This is a genomic window from Agromyces aurantiacus, from assembly GCF_016907355.1.
Taxonomy (GTDB): domain Bacteria; phylum Actinomycetota; class Actinomycetes; order Actinomycetales; family Microbacteriaceae; genus Agromyces; species Agromyces aurantiacus.
On the sequence record NZ_JAFBBW010000001.1, the window covers coordinates 30,396 to 52,543 of the forward strand.

Below are 22,148 nucleotides of genomic sequence, written 5' to 3' on the forward strand. Positions count from 1 at the left end.
GTCCGGCGGGTCAGGGTTCGGGTCATCGGTGGCGGGAGGCGATCCTCTCGATCAGGCTGGTGAGGGCGAAGAAGACGAGGCCGAGCAGGATGGCGCCGATCACGAAGGCCCACGCGCGGGCGTAGGCGCTGGATGCCGCAGCCGTCGTGATCGCCGAGCCGAGGCCCTCGCGGGGTCCGCCGAAGTACTCGGCGACGAGCGCCGAGATCACGGCGAGCGACGAGGCGATGCGCAGGCCCGTGAAGAAGTGCGGCAGCGCCGACGGGATCGTGACGAAGACCGTCTGCTGACGCGAGGATGCGGCGTAGGCGCGCATGAGGTCGCGGTGCACCGGCCGCACCTGGCGCAGCCCGCGCAGCGTGTTGAGGAACACGGGCACGAAGGCGGCGAGCGACGCGATCATGATGCGAGCGACCTCGGACGTGGAGCCGAACATCGTGTAGAGCACGGGCGCGAGCGCCACGATCGGCACGACCGCGACCGCCGCGACGACCGGGGCGAGCATGCCGTCGATCGAGCGCACCGACGAGGCGAGGATCGCGAGCACCACGCCCAGCACGGCGCCGATCGCGAGCCCGATGAGCGCGTTGACGCCGGTGACGAGCGTCGCGGCAAGCACCTGGGGCGCGTACTGCACGAGCTGCGCCCAGATCGCCGACGGGCTCGCGAGCACGAAGGGCGGGATGCCGGCGGCGACCACGATCAGCTCGACCAGGAGCACGAGCACGATGAACAGCGCGACGGGCGGCACGACCAGGGCGACGAATCGGCGGAACGCGCCCGCGGGTCGCGGCGCACGCGTCCCGCGCGTCTCGAGGCCCGTCACGGCGAGCTCGGGGTCCCGGGACGGCGCGGGAGGCGCCTGGTCGACCCGCACCGGCGGAGCGTCGGTCATCGCACGTCCACCCCCCGAGCGCTGCCGGTCGCCGGCGCGGAGGCCGGCCCGTGCAGCGCCTCGCGCACCGCGGTCACGCCGGCGAAGAAGGCCGCGTCCTCGCGGAGGTCCTCGCCGCGCTCGGCTGCGTCGCCGAGCCGCACGTCGACCTCGTCGGTGATGCGACCCGGCCGCGGCGACATGACGACGACCCGATCGGAGAGGTAGACGGCCTCGGGAATCGAGTGCGTGACGAAGACCACGGCCGCGCCGGTCTCGGCGCGGATCCGCAGCAGCTCGGTCTGCATGCGCTCGCGGGTCATCTCGTCGAGCGCGCCGAACGGCTCGTCCATGAGCAGCAGCCGCGGCTGCTCGGCGAGCGACCGGGCGATCGCGACGCGCTGCTGCATGCCTCCCGAGAGCTGGTCGGGGTAGTGCGTCGCGAAGTCGGTCAGGCCGACGAGCTCGACGAGCTCGGCGACCCGGGCGCGGCGCTCGGCCGCCCCGATGCCGTGCAGTTGGAGGGGCAGCTCGATGTTCGCCGAGACCGTGCGCCACGGCAGGAGCCCCGCCTGCTGGAACGCGATGCCGTAGGACTGGTCGATCCGGGCCTGCTTGGCGGTCTTGCCGAACACCCGGATCTCGCCCGAGGTGGGCGTATCGAGGTCGGCGATCAGGCGCAGCAGGGTCGACTTGCCGCACCCGGAGGGGCCGATCAGCGAGACGAACTCGCCCGCGTGCACGACCAGGTCGATGCCCGTGAGCGCCGTCACCGTGGCGCCCTTCGCGCCGGGGAACACGCGCTCGACGCCGCGCACGACGACGGCCTCGGACGCCGAGGACGCGGCGGATGCGCCGGACGCGGCCGGCACGGGCGTGCTGGACGAGGCCGGCGTGGGCTCGGGCGCCGAGGCGGCTGTGCTCGCGGATGACGGGCTGCTCATGCGACGGTCTCCTGTCGACGGAAGGGGCTGAGGAAGGCGGCGAGGAGGGCGACGAACCCGGCCGCCACGAGGCCGAGCAGCACCGCGCCGAAGATGGGCGCCCACGGCTTCGCGGGGTCGCTCGACGCGGCGACCGCGGTCTCGAGGATGAGCCGCCCGATGCCGCCCGAGAAGCCGACCGAGATCTCGGCGACCACCGTGCCGACCACCGCGTTCGCGGCGGCGAGCCGCAGCGCCGGGATGAGGAACGGCACGCTCGCGGGCAGCCGCAGGCGGAACAGCGTGGTCCACCACCCGGCCGCGTAGCTGCGCATCAGGTCGAGGTGCGCGGCATCCGGCGACTGCAGTCCCCGCAGCGCGCCGACCGCGACCGGGAAGAACGCGAGGTAGCTCGCGATGATCACGACCGACATCCAGCTCTCCCACGAGAACGCGCCGAACTCCAGGCGCGAGCCCCAGTTGCGGATGAGCGGCGCGAGCGCGATCAGCGGCACGGTCTGGCTGAGGATGACGAAGGGGAGCACGGCGCGCTCGGCGATCCGGAACCCGAGCATGAGCAGCGCGAGCGCGAAGCCGACGATGACGCCCACGAGCCATCCGAGCGCCGCGACGCCGAGGCTCGTGAGGGCCGCCAGCAGCACGACCACGCCGAGCGGCAGCGCGCCGCGCGCCCGGGTCACGGGCTCGATGATGCGCGCGACCATGTCCCAGGTGTGCGGCATGGCCTGGTCGCTCGTGCGCGGGAGCAGCCGGATGCCGCTGCCCGTCACGCCCTCCTGCGCGCCGACGAGCCATCCGTCGGCCGGGCCGACCAGCTTGTACAGCTCCCACAGCGCGGCCAGGGCGAGCACGCCGAGCGCCCCCCACAGCACCGCGCGCCAGCGGCGCGACGTCGGTCGGGCCCGCACCGGTCGACGGGCGTCCGGCGGAGCCGCACGCGTGTCGAGACCCGCAGCCGGTGCGGTCATGACTTCGCCGTGATGTGCTCGGAGAGCGCGGGGATCACCGTCTCGCCGTAGACCCGCAGCGTCTCCTCCTTGTTGTCGTGCTGGAGGTAGCCCGCGAACTGGTCGACGCCGAGCGCCTTCAGCTGCTCGAGCTTCTCGATGTGCTCGCTCGCCGACCCGAGCACGCAGAACCGCTCGACGATCTCGTCGGGCACGAACTCGGTGTGCGTGTTGCCGGCGCGACCGTGCTCGTTGTAGTCGTAGCTCTGGCGTCCCTCGATGTACTCGGTGAGCGCGGTCGGCACCTCGCCCGACTTCCCGTACTTCGCGACGATGTCGGCGACGTGGTTGCCCACCATGCCGCCGAACCACCGGCACTGGTCGCGCATGTGCTCCCAGTCGTCGCCGATGTACATCGGCGCCGCCACGCAGAACTTGACCTCGGCCGGGTCGCGCCCCGCATCCTCAGCGGCGCGGCGCACGGTCTGGATCATCCACGACGCGATGTCGATGTCGGCCAGCTGCAGGATGAACCCGTCGCCGACCTCGCCGGCGAGCTTCAGGGCCATCGGCCCGTAGGCGGCGACCCACACCTCGAGCTCGGAGCCACGGCTCCACGGGAACTGGATGTGCGAGCCGTGGTAGTCCACGCCGCGAGAGTTGCCGAGCTCGCGGATGACGTGGATCGACTCGCGGAGCTCCGCGATCGTGGTGGGCTTGCCGTTGGTCACGCGCACCGCCGAGTCGCCGCGGCCGATGCCGCACACGGTGCGGTTGCCGAACATCTCGTTGAGCGTCGCGAACACCGACGCCGTCACGGTCCAGTCGCGTGTCGCCGGGTTCGTGACGAACGGACCGACCTTGATGCGCTGGGTCTGCGCGAGGATCTGGCTGTAGATGACGTAGGGCTCCTGCCAGAGGATGTGCGAGTCGAACGTCCACACGTGGCTGAAGCCGTGCACCTCGGCGAGCTTCGCGAGCTGGATGGTGCGCGACGCCGGGGGGTTGGTCTGGAGGACCGCTCCGAATTCCATGCTGCTCCCGTCGCTCAGATGAGGTACTGGCTGAGGCCGCGCTTGAGGTACTGCCCGTGGCCCGCCGCGCCCGTGAAGGTGTCGTTCTCGACGACCACCCGGCCGCGGCTCATGACGGTGTCGACCTTGCCGTCGATCTCGTAGCCCTCCCACGCGGAGTAGTCCATGTTCATGTGGTGCGTCTTGTCGAGGCCGATCGACGTGTGGCCGTTCGGGTCGTAGACGACGATGTCGGCGTCGGCGCCGGGCTGGATGACGCCCTTCCTCCCGTAGAGGCCGAACATGCGCGCCGGCGTGGTGCTGGTCAGCTCCACCCAGCGCTCGAGCGTGATCTCGCCGGTCACGACGCCCTGGTACATGAGGTCCATCCGGTGCTCGATCGAGCCGATGCCGTTCGGGATCTTCCGGAAGTCGCCGAGCCCGAGCTCCTTCTGGTCCTTCATGCAGAACGGGCAGTGGTCGGTCGAGACCATCTGGAGGTCGTTCGTGCGCAGCGCCTGCCACATCGAGTCCTGGTGGCCCTCGGCGCGGCTGCGGAGCGGCGTCGAGCACACCCACTTGGCGCCCTCGAACGCGCCCCACTCATCGGACTTCGCGCCGAGCTGGTCCTCGAGCGAGAGGTAGAGGTACTGCGGGCAGGTCTCGCCGTAGACGTTCTGGCCCTTGTCGCGTGCCCACGCGAGCTGCTCGACCGCCTGCTTCGCCGAGACGTGCACCACGTAGAGCGGCGCGCCCGTGAGCTTGGCGAGCATGATCGCGCGGTGCGTGGCCTCCTCCTCCATCTCCCAGGCACGCGCGATGCCGTGGTAGTACGGGTCGGTCTTGCCGGCGTCGACGAGCTGCGCCGCGAGCACGTCGATCGCCGGGCCGTTCTCGGCGTGCATCATCGTGAGCAGGCCGGTGTCGCGCGAGACCTGCATGGCCTTGAGGATCTGCGCGTCATCCGAGTAGAAGACGCCCGGATAGGCCATGAACATCTTGAAGCTCGTGATGCCCTCGTCGGGCAGGCGCTTCATGGCCTCGAGCGAGGCCTCGTTGACGTCGCCGACGATCTGGTGGAAGCCGTAGTCGATCGCGCAGTTGCCGCCGGCCTTCTCGTGCCAGGCCGCCAGTCCGTCTTCGATGCGCTGCCCGTAGGTCTGCACGGCGAAGTCGATGATCGAGGTCGTGCCGCCGTGCGCCGCCGCGATGGTGCCCGATTCGAAGGTGTCGGATGCCTCGGTGCCCCCGAACGGCAGCTGCATGTGCGTGTGCGCGTCGATGCCGCCGGGGATCACGTACTTGCCGGTCGCGTCGATGACGCGGTCGGCGGATGCCGCGACATCCGTGCCCATGAGCTCGCTGCCGGGCTGCAGCACGGCGACGATGCGCTCGCCGTCGACGAGCACGTCGGCCTCGACGCGCCCGGTCGCGCTCACCACGGTGCCGCCGGAGATGAGGGTGGTCGTCATTGGTTCTCCTTGGTGTCTGCTGGTCGAGGAGCGCGAAGCGCGTCTCGAGACCTACGGCTTGGGGATGGACGTGTACGACTCGGGGCGACGGTCGCGGTAGAACTGCCACGAGTTGCGCACCTCGCGGATGAGGTCGAGGTCGAGGTCGCGGATCACGACCTCCTCGTGCTCGTCGGAGCCGTACTCGCCCACGAGGTTGCCGCGCGGGTCGACGAACTGGCTCTTGCCGTAGAAGGTGACGGCGAGGTCGCCGTACTCGTTGTCCTCCGTGCCGACCCGGTTGGGCGCACCGATGAAGTAGCCGTTCGCGGCGGCCGCGGCGGGCTGCTCGATCTCCCACAGCCGGTTCGAGAGCGCGGGCTTGGTCGCGTTGGGGTTGAACACGATCTGCGCGCCGTTCAGGCCCAGCTCGCGCCATCCCTCGGGGAAGTGCCGGTCGTAGCAGATGTAGACGCCGATGGGGCCGACCGCGGTCTGGAACACCGGGTAGCCGAGGTTGCCGGGCCGGAAGTAGAACTTCTCCCAGAACTTGTCGAGGTTCGGGATGTGGTGCTTGCGGTACTTGCCGAGGATGGTGCCGTCGGCGTCGACGACGACCGCGGTGTTGTAGTAGACGCCGGGCTGCTCCTCCTCGTAGATCGGCAGCACCATGACCATGCCGAGCTCCTTCGCGAGCGCCGCGAAGCGCTGCACGATCGGGCCGTCGGCGGGCTCGGCGTAGTCGTAATACTTCACGTCCTCCGTGATGCCGAAGTACGGACCGTAGAACAGCTCCTGGAAGCAGATCACCTGCGCGCCCTGCTCCTTGGCCTGCCGGGCGAACTGCTCGTGCTTGTCGAGCATCGACTCCTTGTCGCCCGTCCAGGTCGTCTGGGTGATGGCTGCTCGAACGATCGTCATGGTGCCTCCTGAGTCGGTCGGCGTCGTTGCCGCCCGCCCGGACAGGCGCGGTGCGCGTGCTGCGCTAGTGCCTGCCCTGCGCGCGGGGACGCCGAGAGGTGGTGCCGAGGACCGCCGTCGGCTGGGGGCCGGCGACGGAGGAGCGGGCCATCCGACCCGTTCTGTTATTCTTCGGCTTGAACATTTCCCTTGTGTTTCCGATTGTGACGCGGTGGTTAAACATCCTGTCCCTTGCTTGGTGAGGAGGCAATGGTGGGTTCTGCTCGTCGTGTGGATGTCTCGGAGCTGACGGCACTCGCCCCCTTCGCCGACACGACCCCGCGCGGCATCGCGGGCGACCTGGCGCGCCTCGTGAACAGCGGGGAACTCGCGGCGGGCGTGCGCCTGCCGACCGTGCGTGAGCTGGCCTCCGAACTGGGGGTGAGCCCCGCCACGATCAGCCAGGCCTGGCAGGCGCTCGCACGCGCGGGACTCATCGAGTCGCGCGGTCGCGCGGGCAGCTACGTCCGGCGCGACGCGACCGACGGTCCCGCGATGCGCATGCGCGGGATGGCCGCGCCCGACGACCCCGTGCGCCTCGACCTGTCGCGCGGCACGCCCGACCCGCTGCTGCTGCCGCCGCTCGGCCCCGCACTGTCGCGCGTCTCGGCACGCGCCGACGTGGGGAGCTACCAGGCCGAGCCGGTGCTCCCGGCACTCGCCGCGGTGCTGCGCGACTCATGGCCGGGCGACGCCGACTCCATCGCGGTCGTCGACGGCGCGCTCGACGCGATCTCGCGCACGCTCGACCAGGTCGTGCGGTTCGGCGACCGGGTCGTCGTCGAGCACCCCGGCTTCCCGCCCTTCCTCGACCTGCTCGACCTGCTCGGCGCCGAGGCCGTGCCGGTCGCGATCGACGAGCACGGGATGTCGCCCGAGGGACTCGCCTCGGCGCTGCGCCGACGACCGGCGGCGGTGCTGCTCCAGCCGCGCGCGCAGAACCCCACGGGCGCCTCGATGACGCCGGAGCGCGCCTCGGCGCTGGCGGGCGTCATCCGCTCTGCCGCCGACGACGGGCTCGCCGACCTCGTCGTCATCGAGGACGACCACTCGGGCCTCATCTCGACCGAGGGCGACGTGTCGCTCGCGCCGCACCTGCCCGACCGCGTCGTGCACGTGCGGAGCTTCTCGAAGTCGCACGGACCCGACCTCCGCATCGCCGCCGTGGGCGGGCCGCGCGAACTCATCGGCCGCATTACGGCGCGCCGCATGCTCGGGCCGGGCTGGACCTCGCGCATGCTGCAGTCGATCCTCCTCGACCTGCTGACGGATGGCGCGGCCATCGACGCCGTCGCCGAGGCGCGCCGCGCGTATTACACGCGCCAGCGCGCGCTTGGCGACGCGCTGCGCGCCCGCGGCGTGCCCGTCATGCGCGCCGACGGGATCAACCTCTGGATGCCCGTGCTCTCGGAACGCTCGACGCTCGTGCAGCTCGCGGCGGCGGGCATCCGCGTGGCGGGCGGGACGCCGTTCCTCGCGGCGGCGTCGAACGGCTCGCCGGTCGCGGGAGCGCCGCGCCGCGGCGGACCGGAGCGCGAGTTCGTGCGGGTGACGGTGGGCGCCGTGCGCGAGGACGCGCCATCCGTCGCCGACGCTTTGGCGAGCGCCGCCCAGCACCTCGCCGCGGGCGGGTACTGACGCGCTGCTCCGCAGTCCGCCACCCCTGCGGGGCGGGCACGCGTGGTCGACTGCGGGCTCGTTCCGCTGGGCGGGGTGGTGGCGGGGCGGGTGGGGGGTGGTCGCTGGGAGTGCGCGGGGCTAGCCTCGGGGCGGGGGACGGACGGGCGTCGAAGGGGACGAGCGATGCAACGACTGACCGTGGACTTCATCATCTCGCTGGACGGCTACGGGGCGGCCGAGGGCTGGCCCGGCTGGTGGGGCATGGAGAGCCCCGAATACCTGGGATGGCTCGAGCAGTCGCCCGAACGGGACCATCCGATCCTGATGGGCGCGACGACCTACCGGCTGATGTCGTCGCTCGCCGCGTCGGGCGAGCCGGGCACCGACATGCTCGACGCCGTGCCGAAGGTCGTGTTCTCATCGAGCCTCGCCGAACCGCTGACGTGGCCGAACACGCGCCTCGTGACGACCGACGCGATCGCCGCCGTGCGCGCGCTCAAGGAGGAGTCGGATCGGCCGCTGCGCACGCTCGGCAGCGTGTCGCTGTGCCGCTCGCTGCTGCGCGCCGGCCTCGTCGACCGGTACCGGGTCGTCGTGTTCCCCGTCATCACCGGGGCGACGGGCACCGACCGCATCTTCGACGGCTACCCCGACGTGCGCCTGGAACTCGTCGAGAGCCGCACCTTCGAGGGCGGCCTCCAGCTGCTCGAGTACGTGCCCACGGTGCTCGACGGCCCGCCCGGCGTCGGGCCCGCAGCTCGGTGACGACACTCGTTGCGGGTGCGCGGCCGCCCGGACCCGCAACGACCGTCCACACCTGAAGGGGGATCAGGCGCGCGCGGGGTTCGGCGCCTTCGCGTAGTGGTCGGGCGTCACCGTGAGCTCGGCCTGCCCCGCGGTGATCGAGCGCAGGTCGAGCACGTAGCGCTCCAGCTCGGCCTCGGGAACGTGCGCCACGACGCGAGCCCGGCCGTCGGGCGCGGACTCGGTCGCGTGCACCCGGCCGCGCCGACCCGACAGGTCGGTGAGCACGGCGCCCTGCAGGTCGTTCGGCACCGTCACCGTCACGGATGACACGGGTTCGAGCACGATCGTGCCGGCCTCGGCGAGCGCGGCCTTCACGCCGATCGACGCGGCCGTGCGGAACGCCATCTCGGACGAGTCCACCGAGTGGGACTTGCCGTCGAGCAGCTCGACGCGCACGTCGACCACCGGGTGGCCCTGCGGCCCGCCGGCTGCGAGCGCGTCGCGCGCCCCGCGCTCGACCGCGGGGATGTACTGCCTGGGCACCGCGCCGCCCGTCACCGAGTCGACGAACTCGAAGCCCTCGCCCGGCGTGAGCGGCGAGAGCCGCAGCTGCACGACCGCGAACTGCCCGTGCCCGCCCGACTGCTTCTTGAGCTTCCCCTCGACCTCGGCCGAGCCGGCGATCGTCTCGCGGTACGCGACCGGGGCGGGCCCCGTGGTGACGTGCACGCCGAACACGCGCGCGAGGCGCTCGACCGCGACGGCGACATGCGTGTCGCCGAGACCGCGCAGGATGGTCTTGTCGCCGGCGCGGTCGACCACGAGCGTCGGGTCCTCGGCCACGAGCCGCGCGAGCGCGGCCGACATCTTCTCGTCGTCGGACTGCGACGCGGGCTCGAGCGTGACCGAGTAGACGGGCGCACGCCGGGGCAGCGCCGCCGGCCGTGCCGTGCCGCTCGGCCGCGACCACAGCAGCGAACCGGATGGCGAGCCCTGCAGCTTCGCGACCGCGCCGACCTCGCCCGCGGCGAGCGTGCCGGCCGTGAGGTGCTCGGCCCCGCGCAGCCGGAACAGCCCGTGGATGCGCTCGTCGGCGCCCGTGGTGGCGTTGCGGAGCTTGTCGCCGGTGCGCAGCGTGCCCGAGAGCACCTTGAGCATCGACACCTGGCCGACGAAGGGATCGGCCACCGTGCGGAAGACGTGCACGAGCGCCTCGCCGTCGGGTTTCGGCGCGACGCCCAGCTCGGTGCCGCCGCCGTCCTCGGCCGACCCGCCGACGAGGATGCGCGCGTCGTGCTCGAGCGACGACGGCGCGAGCTCGCAGATGAGGTCGGCGACCCGGTCGACGCCGGTGCCGCTGACGGCCGAGCACACCAGTACCGGCACGGCCTCGCCCGAGGCGACCTCGTGCGCGAGCGTGCGCTCGAGCTCCCGCACGGGCGGTTCGTTCCCCTCGAGGTAGGCCTCGAGCTGGGCGTCGTCGTGCGACACGATGTCCTCGGTCACGTCCACGTGCATGCGGTGCTCCTCGGCCTCGGCCTCGGGCGGCAGGGGCTCGTCGTGGTGGCGACCGTCGCCGTCATAGACGAGCGCCTGCTCGCTCAGCACGTCGGCGATCGCGTGGAACGCCTGCTCCTCGCCGAGCGGCAGCTCGAGCGGCCACAGGTGCTCCCCGAACGCCGCGCGGAGCTCGCCGATCACTCGGCGGAAGTCGGCGCGCGCCTTGTCCTCCTGCGTCACGACCACGATCCGCGGCACGCCCGCGGCCTCGGCCGCCGCCCAGACGAACCGCGTGCCGCCGGTCACGCCGTCGACCGCGCTCACCACGACGATCGCGACATCCGCCACCGACAGCGCGGCGTCGACGCCGCCGACGAAGTCGGGATGCCCCGGGGTGTCGGCGAGCGTCACGCCGTACGGCACGCCGTCGGGCCCGGTCCAGTCGAGGTAGGCGAGCGAGAGCCCGAGGGTCGTGCCTCGCGCGATCTCCTCGGGCTCGTGGTCGCAGACGGTCGTGCCCTGCTCCACGGCGCCGACCCTCGGGATGGCACCGGCCCGATGCAGCAGCGCCTCAGCGAGGGTCGTCTTGCCCGAACCTGCCGCGCCCACCAGCGCGATGGTCCGGTGGGTGGGGGTCGATGCCGAGTTCATGAGGCCTCCCGCGCCGGTGCGGATCTCCGTCAGTCCATCCATCGTGGACCCGTCGGCGTGGGAATGCCAGAGGTCGGAGGTCCCTCGCGGCTTCACCCGACCAGTGGCGCCGCCGTGCGGCGGTCGGCGACGAGCGCACGGGCCTCGGGGATGATCCGCGCGCCGAGCTCGGCGACCAGCGCCTCGTCGTCGCCCGCGACGATGAACGTGTCGACGCCGTGCCGGGTCGCGAGGTCGGCGAGCACGTCGGGACGAGCCTGGTCGGGGCCGACGTTCAGCAGGCGGCGGATGTCGCGGGGCGCGCGTCCGGCCGACCGCGCCGCCGCGTCGATCACCGCGTGCCCGGCGTCGAGCGACGCCGTGCCGTGCTCGAGCCGGCCGAGGGAGGGCAGCCAGCCGTCGGCCGCGCGCCCGACGAGCCGCAGCCCCTTCGGCTTGAGCACGCCGAGCCAGATCGGGATGGGTCGCTGCACCGACGCCGGGCCGCGCTTGGCACCCCGGATCGGGTAATGGGGCTGATCGAGGAACACGCCGCCCGCGGCATCCGTGTCGAGCAGTTCGCGGATGGCCGTGACCGCCTCGGCGAGCGCGGCGCCGGACTCGGCCGGCGGTCGCACCGGCGCGCCCATCGCCTCGGCCGCCTGCGGGAACCCGCCGGCGCCGAGCGCGAGCACCACGCGACCGCCCGTGAGCAGGTCGAGGGAGGCCGCGGCGCGCGCGAGCACGGCGGGCGGGCGGAGCAGCAGGTTGTGCACGTTCGCCGAGACGCGGATGCGGTTCGTGCGCGCACCGACCCAGCTCATGAGCGTCCACGTGTCGAGGAAGCGAGGCTGGTACGGGTGGTCCTGGAACGTCGCGAACTCGAGACCGGCGGCCTCGCTCGCGAGCGCGAGCGCCACGGTGCGCTCCGGGTCCAGGGCCGAGGGCGTGATGAACGAGCCGAACTCGATCGGGCGGCCGTAATCGGGCATGGGCCAACGGTACGCCGCCGCACACGTGGGAGCGCTCTCCCGGTTGTCTGGGGCCCATTGCGGTTCGCCGACGGGATGGTTACTGTCTCGTCAGTGACCGGCAGCGGAGCCGGGCACGCGGCTCCACCACCGCCTCGAAGGAGAGGACCAGGATGAGCACGATCGCCCCACGCATGCAGACCACGAGACGCAGGGCTCTCGCCGCCGTCGCCGGCGCGGCCCTCGTCGCCGGCGCACTCGCCGCCGGCCCGGCGCAGGCGGCGCCCCCGCCGGTCGTCGACCCGATGCATCCCGACTTCGGCCCGAACGTCACGATCTTCGACCCGTCGATGCCGCTCGCCGACATCGACGCCGAGCTCGACGCGCTCGCCGACCAGCAGCGCGACGACGAGATGGGTTCCAACCGGCAGGCCGTGTACTTCATGCCCGGCACGTACGGCGGCGGCGCGACCCCGCTGCAGTTCGAGGTCGGGTACTACACCGAGGTCGCCGGCCTGGGCGCGTCGCCCTCCGACGTGACGGTCGACGGCAAGATCGAGGTCTACAACCGGTGCCTTGCCGACGGCGGGACCTCCAACTGCCTCGCCCTCGTGAACTTCTGGCGCACGCTGTCGAACCTGTCGCTCCACGTGAACGGCGCCGGCCAGGACGGATGCCGCGCCAGCGCGAACTTCTGGGCGGTCTCGCAGGCCGTCTCGATGCGCCGGCTCGACATCTCGGGCGCGAACCTGTCGCTCATGGACTACTGCACCGCCGGCCCGCAGTACGCGAGCGGCGGCTACATCGCCGACTCGCGCCTGCCGTTCACGATCAACGGCTCGCAGCAGCAGTGGCTCACGCGCAACAGCGACGTCTCGGCCGGCTGGAGCAACGCCGTGTGGAACCAGGTCTTCTCCGGCACCGTCGGTGCGCCCGACGAGACGGCGTTCCCGAACCCGCCCTACACGACGCTGGACAAGACGCCCGTCAGCCGCGAGAAGCCGTACCTGTTCGTCGACGACACCGGGGCGTTCAACGTGCGCGTTCCGTCGGCGGCGACGGGCACCCGCGGCATCTCGTGGGGCGAGGGCATGACGCCCGGGCGCACGGTGCCGATCGGCGACTTCTTCATCGCGAAGCCCGGCGACTCGGTGCAGGCCATCAACCGCGCGCTCGCCGCGGGCAAGAACCTGCTGCTCACGCCCGGCATCTACGACATCGGCGCGACGATCACGGTCAAGCGTGCCGGCACGGTCGTGCTCGGCATGGGCCACGCGACACTCACCGCGACCGGCGGCGCCGTGGCGATGGAGGTCGCCGATGCGCCCGGCATCGTCGTCGCCGGAGTCACGTTCGACGCCGGCGAGAAGCTGTCGCCCGCGCTGCTGCGCGTCGGCAAGGCGCAGAGCGGCACGAGCGGCGCGGACCGCGGCACGGCGACGGATCCGATCACCCTGAACGACGTCTACGTCCGCGTCGGCGGACCGCACGTCGGCAAGGTCGACACGGCGATCGAGGTCAACGCCGACCACGTGCTGATCGATCATGCCTGGGTGTGGCGCGCCGACCACGGCATCGAGGGCTTCACCGAGGGCGTGAACGGCGACACCGACCGCTGGAACACCAACACCGGGCGCAACGGCCTCGTCGTGAACGGCGACGACGTGACCGCGACGGGCCTGTTCGTCGAGCACTTCCAGCAGTTCAACACGCTCTGGAAGGGCGAGGGCGGCACGGTCGTCCTCTACCAGAACGAGCTGCCGTACGACCCGCCCACGCAGGCAGATTGGACCCAGCCCGACGGCACGCTCGGCTATCCGGGGTACGCCGTCGCCGAAGACGTCGGCACGCACGAGCTCTACGGCGCCGGCGTCTACGTGTTCAACCAGAACACCCCCTCGATCGTCACCGAGAACGGCTTCACGGTGCCCGAGCGCGAGGGCGTCAGGCTGCACCACGTGATGACGGTCAACCTCAGCGCCGGGACGATCCTGCACGTGGTGAACGGCACCGGCGGCACCGCCGACACGAGCGTGATCGGCCAGCCGCGCTTCGTCACGGACTACCCCGCGCCCTGACCGGAGCCGGCCGAGGCGCCCGGAGCGCCCGGAACCCGCGCGGTTCCGGGCGCTGGGGGGCGCCGCGACATCCGGCTCAGAACCCCGTCGGCTCGGTCTCGTACTCGGCCTCGGCCGCACGCGCCTCGCGGTGCAGCGGCAGGAGCGCCCGCGTCCGCTCGCACCAGAGCAGCGCGTCGTACCGCGCGCCCATGATCGTCGGCACGACGTTGCCGTGCTCGCGGGCGGGGTCGTAGACGACGCCGATCGCCCGGTGCCCGAGGCGCCGGGACAGCCACGGTCCCGACCGGTCCGCGCCGAACACGAACAGCGCCGGCGTGGCGAGCGTCTCGTGCAGCAGCCACTCGTGCGACGACGGTCGCGCCTCGGGCACGGGCATGACCCGGTCGGGCTCGCCCCACGCATCGGCCGCGACGACGGTCCCGCCCGAGGAGGCGAAGCCGACGAGCACCACGTCAGGCGTACCGTGGCGGCGCCGCAGCAGCTCGCCCAGGTTGACCATGCCCGCGGAAGCCATGTCCGTCGCGCGCGCATCGCCCACGTGCGTGTTGTGCGCCCACAGCAGTCCCTTCGCGTCGGGTCCGAGGTGCTCGGCGAGCCGGTCGGCCGTGTCGGCCATGTGGATGTCGCGCAGGTTCCACGACTCGCGGTCGCCGCGGACCATCACGCGGTAGTAGCGTTCCGCGGCCGCCACGACCTCGGCGTTCTGCAGCACGTCGAAGTCCTCGTCATCCAGGCGCGACGTCGGATGCGCCCGCCGGCGCACCTCGACGAGCAGGCCGACGACCTCGTCCTCGCAGTCCTCGGGCACGATCCGCGTCGCCCACGCGTACCGCTGCGGATCCTCCTGGTACGGCAGGAAGCACTGCCACGCCTGCATCGCCGCGGGCAGCGAGTCGACGCGGTGCGCAGCGAGCCAGCCGAGGATCTCGGACAGCGACTCCCAGAGCGAGTACACGTCGAGGCCGTAGAACCCGACGCGCTCGGTGCGGTCCAGGTTGACCGCGTGCAGCCAGTCAAGGAAGTCGGCGACCTCGCGGTTGGCCCACATCCACGTCGGCCATCGGTCGAACCGCGCGAGCACGCTCGCGGCATCCAGGCCCTGGTCGTCGAGCCCGCGCACCCAGCGGTCGAGGCGCCAGCAGTCGGGCCAGTCGCCCTCGACGCCGATCCACGTGAAGCCCGCCTCCTCGATGAGCCGCCGACTGAGGTCGGCCCGCCAGGCGTAGAACTCGTGCGTGCCGTGCGACGCCTCGCCGATCGCGACGAACCGGGCGTCGCCGGCACGGGCGACGAGCGGGTCCAGGTCGGCGGGCGTGCCGAGCGGGCGTGCGAGCGCGCGGATCTCCTCCGCCGCGGTGAGCGGGCCGCCGAGGCCGTCGAACGTCATGCGGGGCCTCCCGGGCCGGATCGCGCGGAGGACTCGGATGCCGCGGACGCCGCGGACGCGGCGGACGGTGCGGACGCCGCGGACCGTGCCGACCCAGCCGCCGGCGCGGACGGCGCGAAGTGCCGAAGGAACCAGTCGCGCGCGAGGATCGCGACCTCGGCGAGCGTGCCCGCCTCCTCGAAGAGATGCGTCGCCCCCGGCACGATCTCGAGCTCGCACGGCGCGGCGATGCGCGCCTGCGCCCACCGGTTCAGCTCGATCACCTGGTGGTCGGCACCGCCGACGATGAGGAGGGTGGGCGCGCGCACCGAGCCCAGCCGCTCGCCGGCGAGGTCGGGCCGGCCGCCGCGCGAGACGATCGCCGCGATGTGCGCCCCGGGCTCCGACGCCGCCCACAGCGCCGCACCGCCGCCGGTGCTCGCGCCGAAGTAGCCGATCGGCAGGCCCGTGGCCCCCGGATGCGCGCGCAGCCACGCGACCGCCGAGACGAGCCGGTCGGCGAGCAGCGGGATGTCGAACACGTTCGCGCGGTCGGCCTCCTCGTGCGGGAGCAGCAGGTCGGGCAGGAGCGTGCCGAGCCCGGCGCGCTGCAGCGCGTCGGCGACGAGCCGGTTCCGCGGGCTGTGGCGGCTGCTGCCGCTGCCGTGCGCGAACACCACGAACCCCGTCGGCGCTTCCGGCACGCTCAGGTCGGCCGCGAGCCGGAGCCCGCCGTGCGGGACCTCGACCTGCGCCGTCTCGATGGACCGGGCCGGTCGCCACGGCTCGCCCGCGAGGCGGCGCTCCGCGGCGTCCAGCAGCAGCATGACCTCCTCGTCGCTCGTCGGGGAGAAGTCCTCGTACCCCTGCCCGACGGCGTGGAACCAGTGCGGCGACTCCACGCACACGACCTCGTTCGCCGACGGCACGCGCGACGCGGCATCCTCCGGGCCGATCGGGATGGCGAGCACCACGCGGTGCGCGCCCAGCGAGCGTGCCACCCGGCACGCGACCTCGGCCGTCGACCCGGTGGCGAGCCCGTCGTCGACGACGATCGCGGTGCGGCCCTCGAGCGAGCGCGGTGCGGCGCCGCGTCGCAGCATCGCCACGCGCCGGTCGAGCGTCGCGCGCTCGTGCCGCTCGACCTCGGAGAGCTCGGCGATGGAGACGCCCGCGCGTCCGACGAGCTCGCTGTTGACCAACCGGACGCCGCCCTCGCCGATCGCGCCCATCGCGACCTCGGGCTGGAACGGCAGGCCGAGCTTGCGCACGACGATCACGTCGAGCGGCACCCCGAGTCCCTCGGCGACGACCGCGGCGACGGGCACGCCGCCACGCGGAAGGCCGAGCACCACGGCATCTTCGCCGCGGAGGTGGTCGAGGCGGCGCAGGAGCTGTGCCGCCGCATCGGGACGATCGCGGAACACCCCTCCAGCGTCGGCCCCCACCCCGCGCCGCGCGAGAGTCGTAGGTCCTCCCACGGCCGCTCGCGTGACCTTCGGCCCGGATGCCGCGCGCGAACCGCGGCACGCTGCTGCAGAGGGAACGAGCCGAGGGATCGGACGAGTTCGCACGGGGGTGCGCATGCGCGAGGTCGACGCGTGGATCACGCGAGGGGACGGTGGGCTCGAGCGCGCACGCCTGCCGGTTCCCGAGCCGCGGGGCGACGAGCTGGTCGTCGACGTGCTCGCGTGCGGCGTGTGCCGCACCGACCTGCACGTGATCGAGGGCGACCTGCCGCCGCACCGCACCCCGGTGGTGCCCGGTCACCAGGTCGTGGGCCGCGTCGCGGCGACCGGTCCCGGTGTCCGTCGCACGCGCGTGGGCGATGTCGTCGGCATCGCGTGGCTGCGCTCCACGTGCGGGTCGTGCGTCTGGTGCCGCACGGGGCGCGAGAACCTCTGCCCCGGCGCGACCTTCACCGGCTGGGACGCCGACGGCGGCTACGCCGAGGTCGCGACCGTGTCGGAGTCGTTCGCCTACGCCCTTCCCGCCGACACCGACCCGATCGCGGTCGCCCCGCTGCTGTGCGCCGGCATCATCGGCTACCGGGCGCTCCGACGGGCGAACCTGCCGCCCGGAGGCCACCTCGGCATCTACGGCTTCGGGTCGAGCGCCCACCTGACGGCGCGGCTCGCGATGGCCGCGGGCGCCACGGTCTCGGCGATGACCCGCGGCGAGGCCAATCGCGCGCTCGCGCGGGAGCTCGGCGCCGCGTTCGTGGGCGACGAGCGCGCGCGGCCGCCCGAGCCGCTCGATGCGGCGATCGTCTTCGCGCCCGCGGGCGAGCTCGTCCCCGTGGCGCTCGAGGCGACGGCGCGCGGCGGCACGGTCGTGCTCGCCGGCATCCACATGACGGATGTCCCGGCGATGACCTACGTCGACCACCTGTTCCTCGAGCGCGACCTCCGCACCGTCACGGCGAACACGCGCGCCGACGGCGACGAGTTCCTGCGGCTCGCGCACCGCCTCGACCTGCGCCCGTCGACCACGCCGTACCCGTTCGACCGTGCGCCCGAGGCGGTCGACGCGCTGCTCGGCGGACGCGCGTCCGGCTCGCTCGTGCTCGCGCGCGACGCCTGACGCGGCGGGCGGGCACACGGCCCCTCCACCGTCCCGCCTGGGCACGCCACCTGCCTCGCCCAGCGCACCCCATTCCCCGATTCCCGGACTTCCGCGGGTCCACCCACCACAACCCGGGACTCGGCACGCGAACCGCCGCCATCCTGCGCACCCCATTCCCCGAATCCCGGGTTTGTGCGGGCCCACCCACCACAATCCGGGACTCGGCACGCGAACCGCCGCCATCCCCCGCACCCCATCCCCCGAATCCCGGGTTTCCGCGGGTCCACCCACCACAACCCGGGACTCGGCACGCCCCCCGCCGCCATCCCCCGCACCCCATTCCCCGATTCCCGGGTTTCCGCGGGCCCACCCACCACAACCCGGGACTCGGCACGCGGGGCGGCGCGACGCACGGGATAGCGTGGGACGGTGAAGATCACGGTGCTCGCAGGAGGCGTCGGCGGCGCGCGATTCGTGCGCGGACTGCGGGCGGAGTGCGCCCGCAGATGGCCGGCGGACGGCACGGCGACGGCGGATGACGCGACCGCCGCCGCGACGGCGGGGCCCGGCGTCGCGACATCCGCCGACATCACGGTCGTCGTCAACACCGGCGACGACCTGTGGCTCGCGGGCGTGCGCCTCATGCCCGACTTCGACTCGCTGCTCTACGCGCTCGCGGGCGTCAACGACACCGAGCGCGGGTGGGGTCGCGCGGGCGAGACCGAGCGCGTGGCCGCCGAGCTGCGCGAGTGGGGCGTGGGCTGGCCGTGGTTCACGCTCGGCGACCTCGACCTCGGGACGCACCTCGCGCGAACCTCATGGCTGCGCGAGGGCCTCACGCCCTCGCAGGTCGGCGAGCGGCTGCAGCGGCGGTGGCCGCTCGGCGTCCGGCTCATCCCCGCGACCGACACGGAGGTCGACACCTGGGTGCGGATCGACCCTGCACACCCCGACGCGGCCGGCCGGAGCGAACTGCACTTCCAGGAGTGGTGGACGCGGCACCGCGCGTCGATCCCCGCGCTCGGCTTCGTGCAGCGCGACCTCGACCGCGCCCGCCCGGCGCCCGGCGTCGAGGCGGCGATCGCCGAGGCCGACGTGGTGCTGCTCGCGCCGTCGAACCCGGTGGTCTCGATCGGCACGATCCTCGCCGTCCCCGGCATGCGCGAGGCGCTCGCGGCGACGCCGGCGCCGGTCGTCGGGGTCTCGCCGATCATCGGCGGCCGCGTGGTGCGCGGCATGGCCGATGCGTGCCTGTCGGCCATCGGGGTCGAGACGGATGCCGCGGCGGTCGCGCGGCACTACGGCGCGCGCCGTCCGGAGGGCGGGCTGCTCGACGGATGGCTCGTCGACGAGACCGACGCGGCCGCCGTCGCGGGGCTCGAGGCGGCCGGGATCGCCGCGGCGTCCGTCCCGCTCTGGATGCACGATCTCGAGACCTCGGCCGCGCTCGCGGGCGAGGCCATCGACCTCGGGCTCAGGTCGTCGGCGACGCGATGACCGGCACCGCCGGCTCGCGAGCCGCGTCGTCCGGTGCGACCGAGCGCCCTCTCGCACGTCCGATCGCGCGCCGCGACACGGCCCACTGCAGGCCGTAGCCGATCACGAAGACCAGCAGCGTGAAGATCAGCGCCATCGCCGCGCCCTGGTCGGGCGCGTACAGCTGCGCCGATCGCGGGTTGATCATCGCGTACATGTAGACCGAGAGCGGCCGGGTCTCCGGCGTGGCGAGGAAGGCCGGCAGGGTGAACTCGTTGGTGCCCAGGATGAACACCTGGATCCAGACGGCGAAGACCGTCGGCATCAGCAGGGGCACGACGATCCGGCGGAATCCCTCCATCTGGCTGGCTCCGCTGACCTGTGCCGCCTCCTCCAGCTCCCGCCGGATCTGCAACGTCGCGCTGTACCCCGACCGGTAGGCGATCGACACCCGGTACGAGTAGGCGATGATCAGGGCGAAGAGGGTCCCCGCCAGCGGGATGACCGGATTGATCACCATGAAGGTCAGGAACATCGCGAAGCCCGCGATCACGGTCGGGATGGCCACGGACGACGAGGCGAAGAGGTCCATGCCCCTGGTCCACGCGGTCGAGCGGCTGCGGGCGATGCCGTAGGCGAGCACCGTCGCCGCCACGCTCGCGATGGTCGCGCTGCCGCCGGCGATGACCAGCGTGCGCCCGAGGGACGCCCAGAACTCGCCGTCGCCGAGGACCTCGCCGAAGGCGGTGAAGTGCGTCTGCTCGACCAGTGCCGAGAAGGAGAACGCGATCGGATAGGGCGTGATGGCCGCCCAGAGCAGGGCGAAGAGCGGCAGGATCGCCGTGAGGAGGATGAACACGACGATCGCGGCGAGGGCGGGGATCCGCCAGGCCCCGAGCCTCATCGTGGTCGGGCGGAACCCCTTGCCCGAGACGGACGCCCGTCGCTCGGCGTCGCGGGTCGCGCGGAGGTAGACCACGAACGCGATCGTCGTGATGACGAGGAAGACGCACCCCCACGCGGCGGCCAGGCCGTACTGCGGCAGTTCGCCCGCGTCGGCGCTGATGAGCGTCCAGAGCTTGAGGGCGAAGATCGACTGGCCGGACTGCTGTCCGAAGAGGAGCGGGATCTCCAGGCTCCCGAGTCCGAGGATGAAGGTGAGCACGGTCACGCCGAGCAGGCCCGGCCACAGCATCGGGAGCGTGACGCGTCGGAGGGTCTTGGGCCAGGACGCCCCGGAGACCCGGGCGGACTCCTCGAGCGATCCGTCCATGTTCGTGAGGATCGGCACGATCATCAGGTACGGGAAGGTCACGTTCGTGAGCGACTGGATCACGATCATGGTCGAGAAGGCGTACGGGTCGACGGTGACGCCCTCGAAGCCCGGCGCGGCGTGCAGGAGCTGGTTGAGGACTCCCGACTGCGGCGAGAGCATCAGCAGGTAGGCCTGCGCCTTGACGATGGGCGGGATGATGAACGGCACGATCACGAGCACCGAGATCACCCGCCGGAACGGGGCGTCGGTGCGCACCGTCACCCAGGCGAGCCCGAACGCGATCAGGAGCGAGAGCACCGTCGAGCCGCCCACGAACGCCGCCGTCGAGCCGAGGACCGCCCAGAAGTCCTCGCGGAGCTCCCACAGGGTCGCGAAGTTGTCGACCGACCACCTCGCGGACGAGACGCCGAACGGCAGGAACGGACCACGGAAGGCCGTGATGACCTGCACCACCAGCGGAATCGCGAGGAGGAGGACGATCACCGTCCCGGCGATGACCGTCGCGACCTTCATCGCCGTCGGCCGGGTGCGCTCGGCCTGCGTGGTCCGCCCTGCCCGGAACATCCGCTAGCCGTTCAGCGCGTCGTCGGCGGCGGTGATCATGGCGATCCAGTCGTCGCGGGTCTCGACCGTCTCGGTGGCCGATCCGTTCTCGAGGCCCTGGAGCAGCGCATCCGCGTTGGTCTTCATGAGGCCGGTGGCCTGCTCGAAGACGGAGGACGGCAGACCCGCGTACGGGACCTGGGTCGTCGAGAACCGCTCGTCGGTCATCCGGAGCTTCAGCCATTCGGGGTCGAAGGCGTTCCAGAGCGACCAGAGCATGGCGCCGGAGGGGTTCTCCGCGTCGGAGTTCACGCCCGAGAACTGCGCGAAGACCCCGGAGTGCTCGAAGGGCGCGACCGCCAGGCTCGGGTTCGGGTTGTACAGCGTCTGGTTGAGGGCGACGGGGACGTCGCCGCTGGACAGCGGCGAGTTCTGGTCCTCGAGCACGACGAGGTTCCCCGAGGACTTCAGCTCGCCGATGAGGTCGACCATGGCGTCCTCGCCTTCCGCCATGCCGTAGCCGGAGAAGACGATCGGGTTGTAGTTCGCGATCGAGACCTTGCCTCGGTACGCCGGGTCGAGCAGTCCGTCGAGCGTCGAGGGCACCTCGATCGCGTCGCGGTTGTACTGCATGAGCGAGCCGTTGATGCTGTCGGGCAGCATCCCGGGGGCGCCAACCGTGAGGAATTCCTCCGGAACGCCGAAGTCGGTCCAGTCGACGTCGGCCCAGAACCCCTCGTCGGTCATCGCGGCCGCCGAGACGAGGGATCCGGACAGGATGTCGCTGTTGCGCGAACCGGTCGCCTTGGCGGAGATGACCGCCGAGGACAGGTTGTAGGTGAGGCCGCGCGTCTCGATCGTGAGGTCGGGGTAGCGCTCGTTGAACTGGGCGATGACCTCGGGAGCGAGTTCGTACCAGTCCCAGATCACGAGCCGGCCGCCGTCGGTCTCCTTCGCCGTCTCGTAGAGCGCGTCCATCTGGCGGTCGATCTCGGGCCAGAAGTCCTCGTAGAAGTTCTCGCAGCGGGTGATGGCGCCGAGTTCGACGGCATCGCAGGCGGCGCCCTGCGCGGCGTCGCCGTCGGGGTCGATCGCGTCCGGCACCGCCGCCTGCGTCGAGCTGCATGAGGCGAGCAGCAGGATCCCTGCTGCCGGGAGGGCGATGGGCACTGCGCGTAGTGTGC

17 protein-coding genes are annotated in these 22,148 nt (G+C 72.4%); 5 read left to right on the forward strand and 12 right to left on the reverse strand.

Going from position 1 to position 22,148, the window contains the following annotated elements; genetic code table 11:
• Nucleotides 1-22 precede the first annotated feature (22 nt).
• The 6 genes from JOD46_RS00140 to JOD46_RS00165 are packed head-to-tail and all read right to left on the reverse strand — an operon-like array spanning nt 23 to nt 6,150.
• Nucleotides 23-895, reverse strand: coding sequence for an ABC transporter permease (locus tag JOD46_RS00140; RefSeq protein ID WP_204390678.1), 873 nt, complete (start codon nt 893-895; stop codon nt 23-25).
• Nucleotides 892-1,818, reverse strand: coding sequence for an ABC transporter ATP-binding protein (locus JOD46_RS00145; protein ID WP_204390680.1), 927 nt, complete (start codon nt 1,816-1,818; stop codon nt 892-894). The genes JOD46_RS00140 and JOD46_RS00145 overlap by 4 nt, the downstream gene beginning before the upstream one ends.
• Nucleotides 1,815-2,786: an ABC transporter permease gene (locus JOD46_RS00150; RefSeq protein WP_204390682.1), complete on the reverse strand. Its 972-nt coding sequence runs from the start codon at nt 2,784-2,786 to the stop codon at nt 1,815-1,817. The genes JOD46_RS00145 and JOD46_RS00150 overlap by 4 nt, the downstream gene beginning before the upstream one ends.
• The gene (locus tag JOD46_RS00155) at nt 2,783-3,799 is read right to left on the reverse strand and encodes a TIGR03842 family LLM class F420-dependent oxidoreductase (RefSeq protein ID WP_204390684.1); all 1,017 of its coding nucleotides are present in this window, start codon (nt 3,797-3,799) and stop codon (nt 2,783-2,785) included. Before JOD46_RS00155 ends, JOD46_RS00150 begins: the two co-directional genes overlap by 4 nt.
• A gap of 14 nt (nt 3,800-3,813) precedes the next feature.
• On the reverse strand, nt 3,814-5,250 hold the full coding sequence (gene hydA, locus JOD46_RS00160) for a dihydropyrimidinase (protein ID WP_204390686.1): 1,437 nt from the start codon (nt 5,248-5,250) through the stop codon (nt 3,814-3,816).
• A 51-nt stretch (nt 5,251-5,301) separates the two neighbouring features.
• Entirely contained in the window at nt 5,302-6,150 is an 849-nt protein-coding gene (locus tag JOD46_RS00165) for a nitrilase-related carbon-nitrogen hydrolase (protein ID WP_204390689.1), read from the reverse strand.
• Nucleotides 6,151-6,402: 252 nt separating this feature from the next.
• Here JOD46_RS00165 and JOD46_RS00170 point away from each other — a divergent pair, with 252 nt between their 5' ends.
• Both JOD46_RS00170 and JOD46_RS00175 read left to right on the forward strand, forming a co-directional pair.
• Nucleotides 6,403-7,827, forward strand: coding sequence for an aminotransferase-like domain-containing protein (locus JOD46_RS00170; protein ID WP_307834845.1), 1,425 nt, complete (start codon nt 6,403-6,405; stop codon nt 7,825-7,827).
• 165 nt (nt 7,828-7,992) lie between these two features.
• Complete coding sequence (locus JOD46_RS00175; protein ID WP_204390693.1) at nt 7,993-8,574, forward strand: dihydrofolate reductase family protein; 582 nt, start codon at nt 7,993-7,995, stop codon at nt 8,572-8,574.
• A gap of 63 nt (nt 8,575-8,637) precedes the next feature.
• Here JOD46_RS00175 and JOD46_RS00180 read toward each other — a convergent pair whose 3' ends face one another.
• Together JOD46_RS00180 and JOD46_RS00185 are read right to left on the reverse strand one after the other, a co-directional pair.
• Nucleotides 8,638-10,749 (reverse strand): elongation factor G, encoded by a 2,112-nt coding sequence (locus JOD46_RS00180; protein ID WP_307834846.1) that lies wholly within the window; start codon nt 10,747-10,749, stop codon nt 8,638-8,640.
• 50 nt (nt 10,750-10,799) lie between these two features.
• Entirely contained in the window at nt 10,800-11,678 is an 879-nt protein-coding gene (locus JOD46_RS00185; RefSeq protein WP_204390695.1) for an LLM class flavin-dependent oxidoreductase, read from the reverse strand.
• A gap of 152 nt (nt 11,679-11,830) precedes the next feature.
• Here JOD46_RS00185 and JOD46_RS00190 point away from each other — a divergent pair, with 152 nt between their 5' ends.
• Nucleotides 11,831-13,735 (forward strand): pectate lyase-like domain-containing protein, encoded by a 1,905-nt coding sequence (locus tag JOD46_RS00190; RefSeq protein ID WP_239562482.1) that lies wholly within the window; start codon nt 11,831-11,833, stop codon nt 13,733-13,735.
• A 76-nt stretch (nt 13,736-13,811) separates the two neighbouring features.
• On the opposite strand, the gene JOD46_RS00195 is transcribed toward JOD46_RS00190, so the two are convergent.
• Both JOD46_RS00195 and JOD46_RS00200 read right to left on the reverse strand, forming a co-directional pair.
• Nucleotides 13,812-15,125 carry an erythromycin esterase family protein gene (locus tag JOD46_RS00195; protein ID WP_204390697.1) on the reverse strand — a complete coding sequence of 438 codons (1,314 nt, stop codon included), beginning with the start codon at nt 15,123-15,125 and terminating at the stop codon, nt 13,812-13,814.
• Nucleotides 15,122-16,531, reverse strand: a complete 1,410-nt coding sequence (locus JOD46_RS00200; RefSeq protein ID WP_307834847.1) for a phosphoribosyltransferase family protein — start codon at nt 16,529-16,531, stop codon at nt 15,122-15,124. Before JOD46_RS00200 ends, JOD46_RS00195 begins: the two co-directional genes overlap by 4 nt.
• A gap of 157 nt (nt 16,532-16,688) precedes the next feature.
• Between JOD46_RS00200 and JOD46_RS00205 the strand changes: the two genes are divergently transcribed.
• Both JOD46_RS00205 and cofD read left to right on the forward strand, forming a co-directional pair.
• Complete coding sequence (locus JOD46_RS00205) at nt 16,689-17,687, forward strand: zinc-dependent alcohol dehydrogenase family protein (RefSeq protein ID WP_204390701.1); 999 nt, start codon at nt 16,689-16,691, stop codon at nt 17,685-17,687.
• A gap of 411 nt (nt 17,688-18,098) precedes the next feature.
• A complete protein-coding gene (gene cofD / locus JOD46_RS00210) occupies nt 18,099-19,166 on the forward strand; it encodes a 2-phospho-L-lactate transferase (RefSeq protein WP_204390703.1) in 1,068 nt (355 codons plus the stop codon).
• Here cofD and JOD46_RS00215 read toward each other — a convergent pair.
• On the reverse strand, nt 19,144-20,985 hold the full coding sequence (locus tag JOD46_RS00215) for an ABC transporter permease (RefSeq protein ID WP_204390705.1): 1,842 nt from the start codon (nt 20,983-20,985) through the stop codon (nt 19,144-19,146). The two genes, cofD and JOD46_RS00215, sit on opposite strands and share 23 nt — an antisense overlap.
• A 3-nt stretch (nt 20,986-20,988) precedes the next feature.
• Complete coding sequence (locus JOD46_RS00220) at nt 20,989-22,134, reverse strand: type 2 periplasmic-binding domain-containing protein (RefSeq protein ID WP_204390706.1); 1,146 nt, start codon at nt 22,132-22,134, stop codon at nt 20,989-20,991.
• Nucleotides 22,135-22,148 lie beyond the last annotated feature (14 nt).

Bases quoted from the DNA above. Each gene is read 5' to 3' on its own strand.
- JOD46_RS00185 (WP_204390695.1), bottom strand. From the start codon at position 11,678: ATGCCCGATTACGGCCGCCCGATCGAGTTCGGCTCGTTCATCACGCCC.
- JOD46_RS00150 (WP_204390682.1), bottom strand. From the start codon at position 2,786: ATGACCGCACCGGCTGCGGGTCTCGACACGCGTGCGGCTCCGCCGGAC.
- JOD46_RS00155 (WP_204390684.1), bottom strand. From the start codon at position 3,799: ATGGAATTCGGAGCGGTCCTCCAGACCAACCCCCCGGCGTCGCGCACC.
- JOD46_RS00215 (WP_204390705.1), bottom strand. From the start codon at position 20,985: ATGTTCCGGGCAGGGCGGACCACGCAGGCCGAGCGCACCCGGCCGACG.
- JOD46_RS00145 (WP_204390680.1), bottom strand. From the start codon at position 1,818: ATGAGCAGCCCGTCATCCGCGAGCACAGCCGCCTCGGCGCCCGAGCCC.
- JOD46_RS00165 (WP_204390689.1), bottom strand. From the start codon at position 6,150: ATGACGATCGTTCGAGCAGCCATCACCCAGACGACCTGGACGGGCGAC.
- JOD46_RS00205 (WP_204390701.1), top strand. From the start codon at position 16,689: ATGCGCGAGGTCGACGCGTGGATCACGCGAGGGGACGGTGGGCTCGAG.
- JOD46_RS00175 (WP_204390693.1), top strand. From the start codon at position 7,993: ATGCAACGACTGACCGTGGACTTCATCATCTCGCTGGACGGCTACGGG.
- JOD46_RS00140 (WP_204390678.1), bottom strand. From the start codon at position 895: ATGACCGACGCTCCGCCGGTGCGGGTCGACCAGGCGCCTCCCGCGCCG.
- JOD46_RS00190 (WP_239562482.1), top strand. From the start codon at position 11,831: ATGAGCACGATCGCCCCACGCATGCAGACCACGAGACGCAGGGCTCTC.
- JOD46_RS00180 (WP_307834846.1), bottom strand. From the start codon at position 10,749: ATGGATGGACTGACGGAGATCCGCACCGGCGCGGGAGGCCTCATGAAC.
- JOD46_RS00195 (WP_204390697.1), bottom strand. From the start codon at position 15,125: ATGACGTTCGACGGCCTCGGCGGCCCGCTCACCGCGGCGGAGGAGATC.
- hydA (WP_204390686.1), bottom strand. From the start codon at position 5,250: ATGACGACCACCCTCATCTCCGGCGGCACCGTGGTGAGCGCGACCGGG.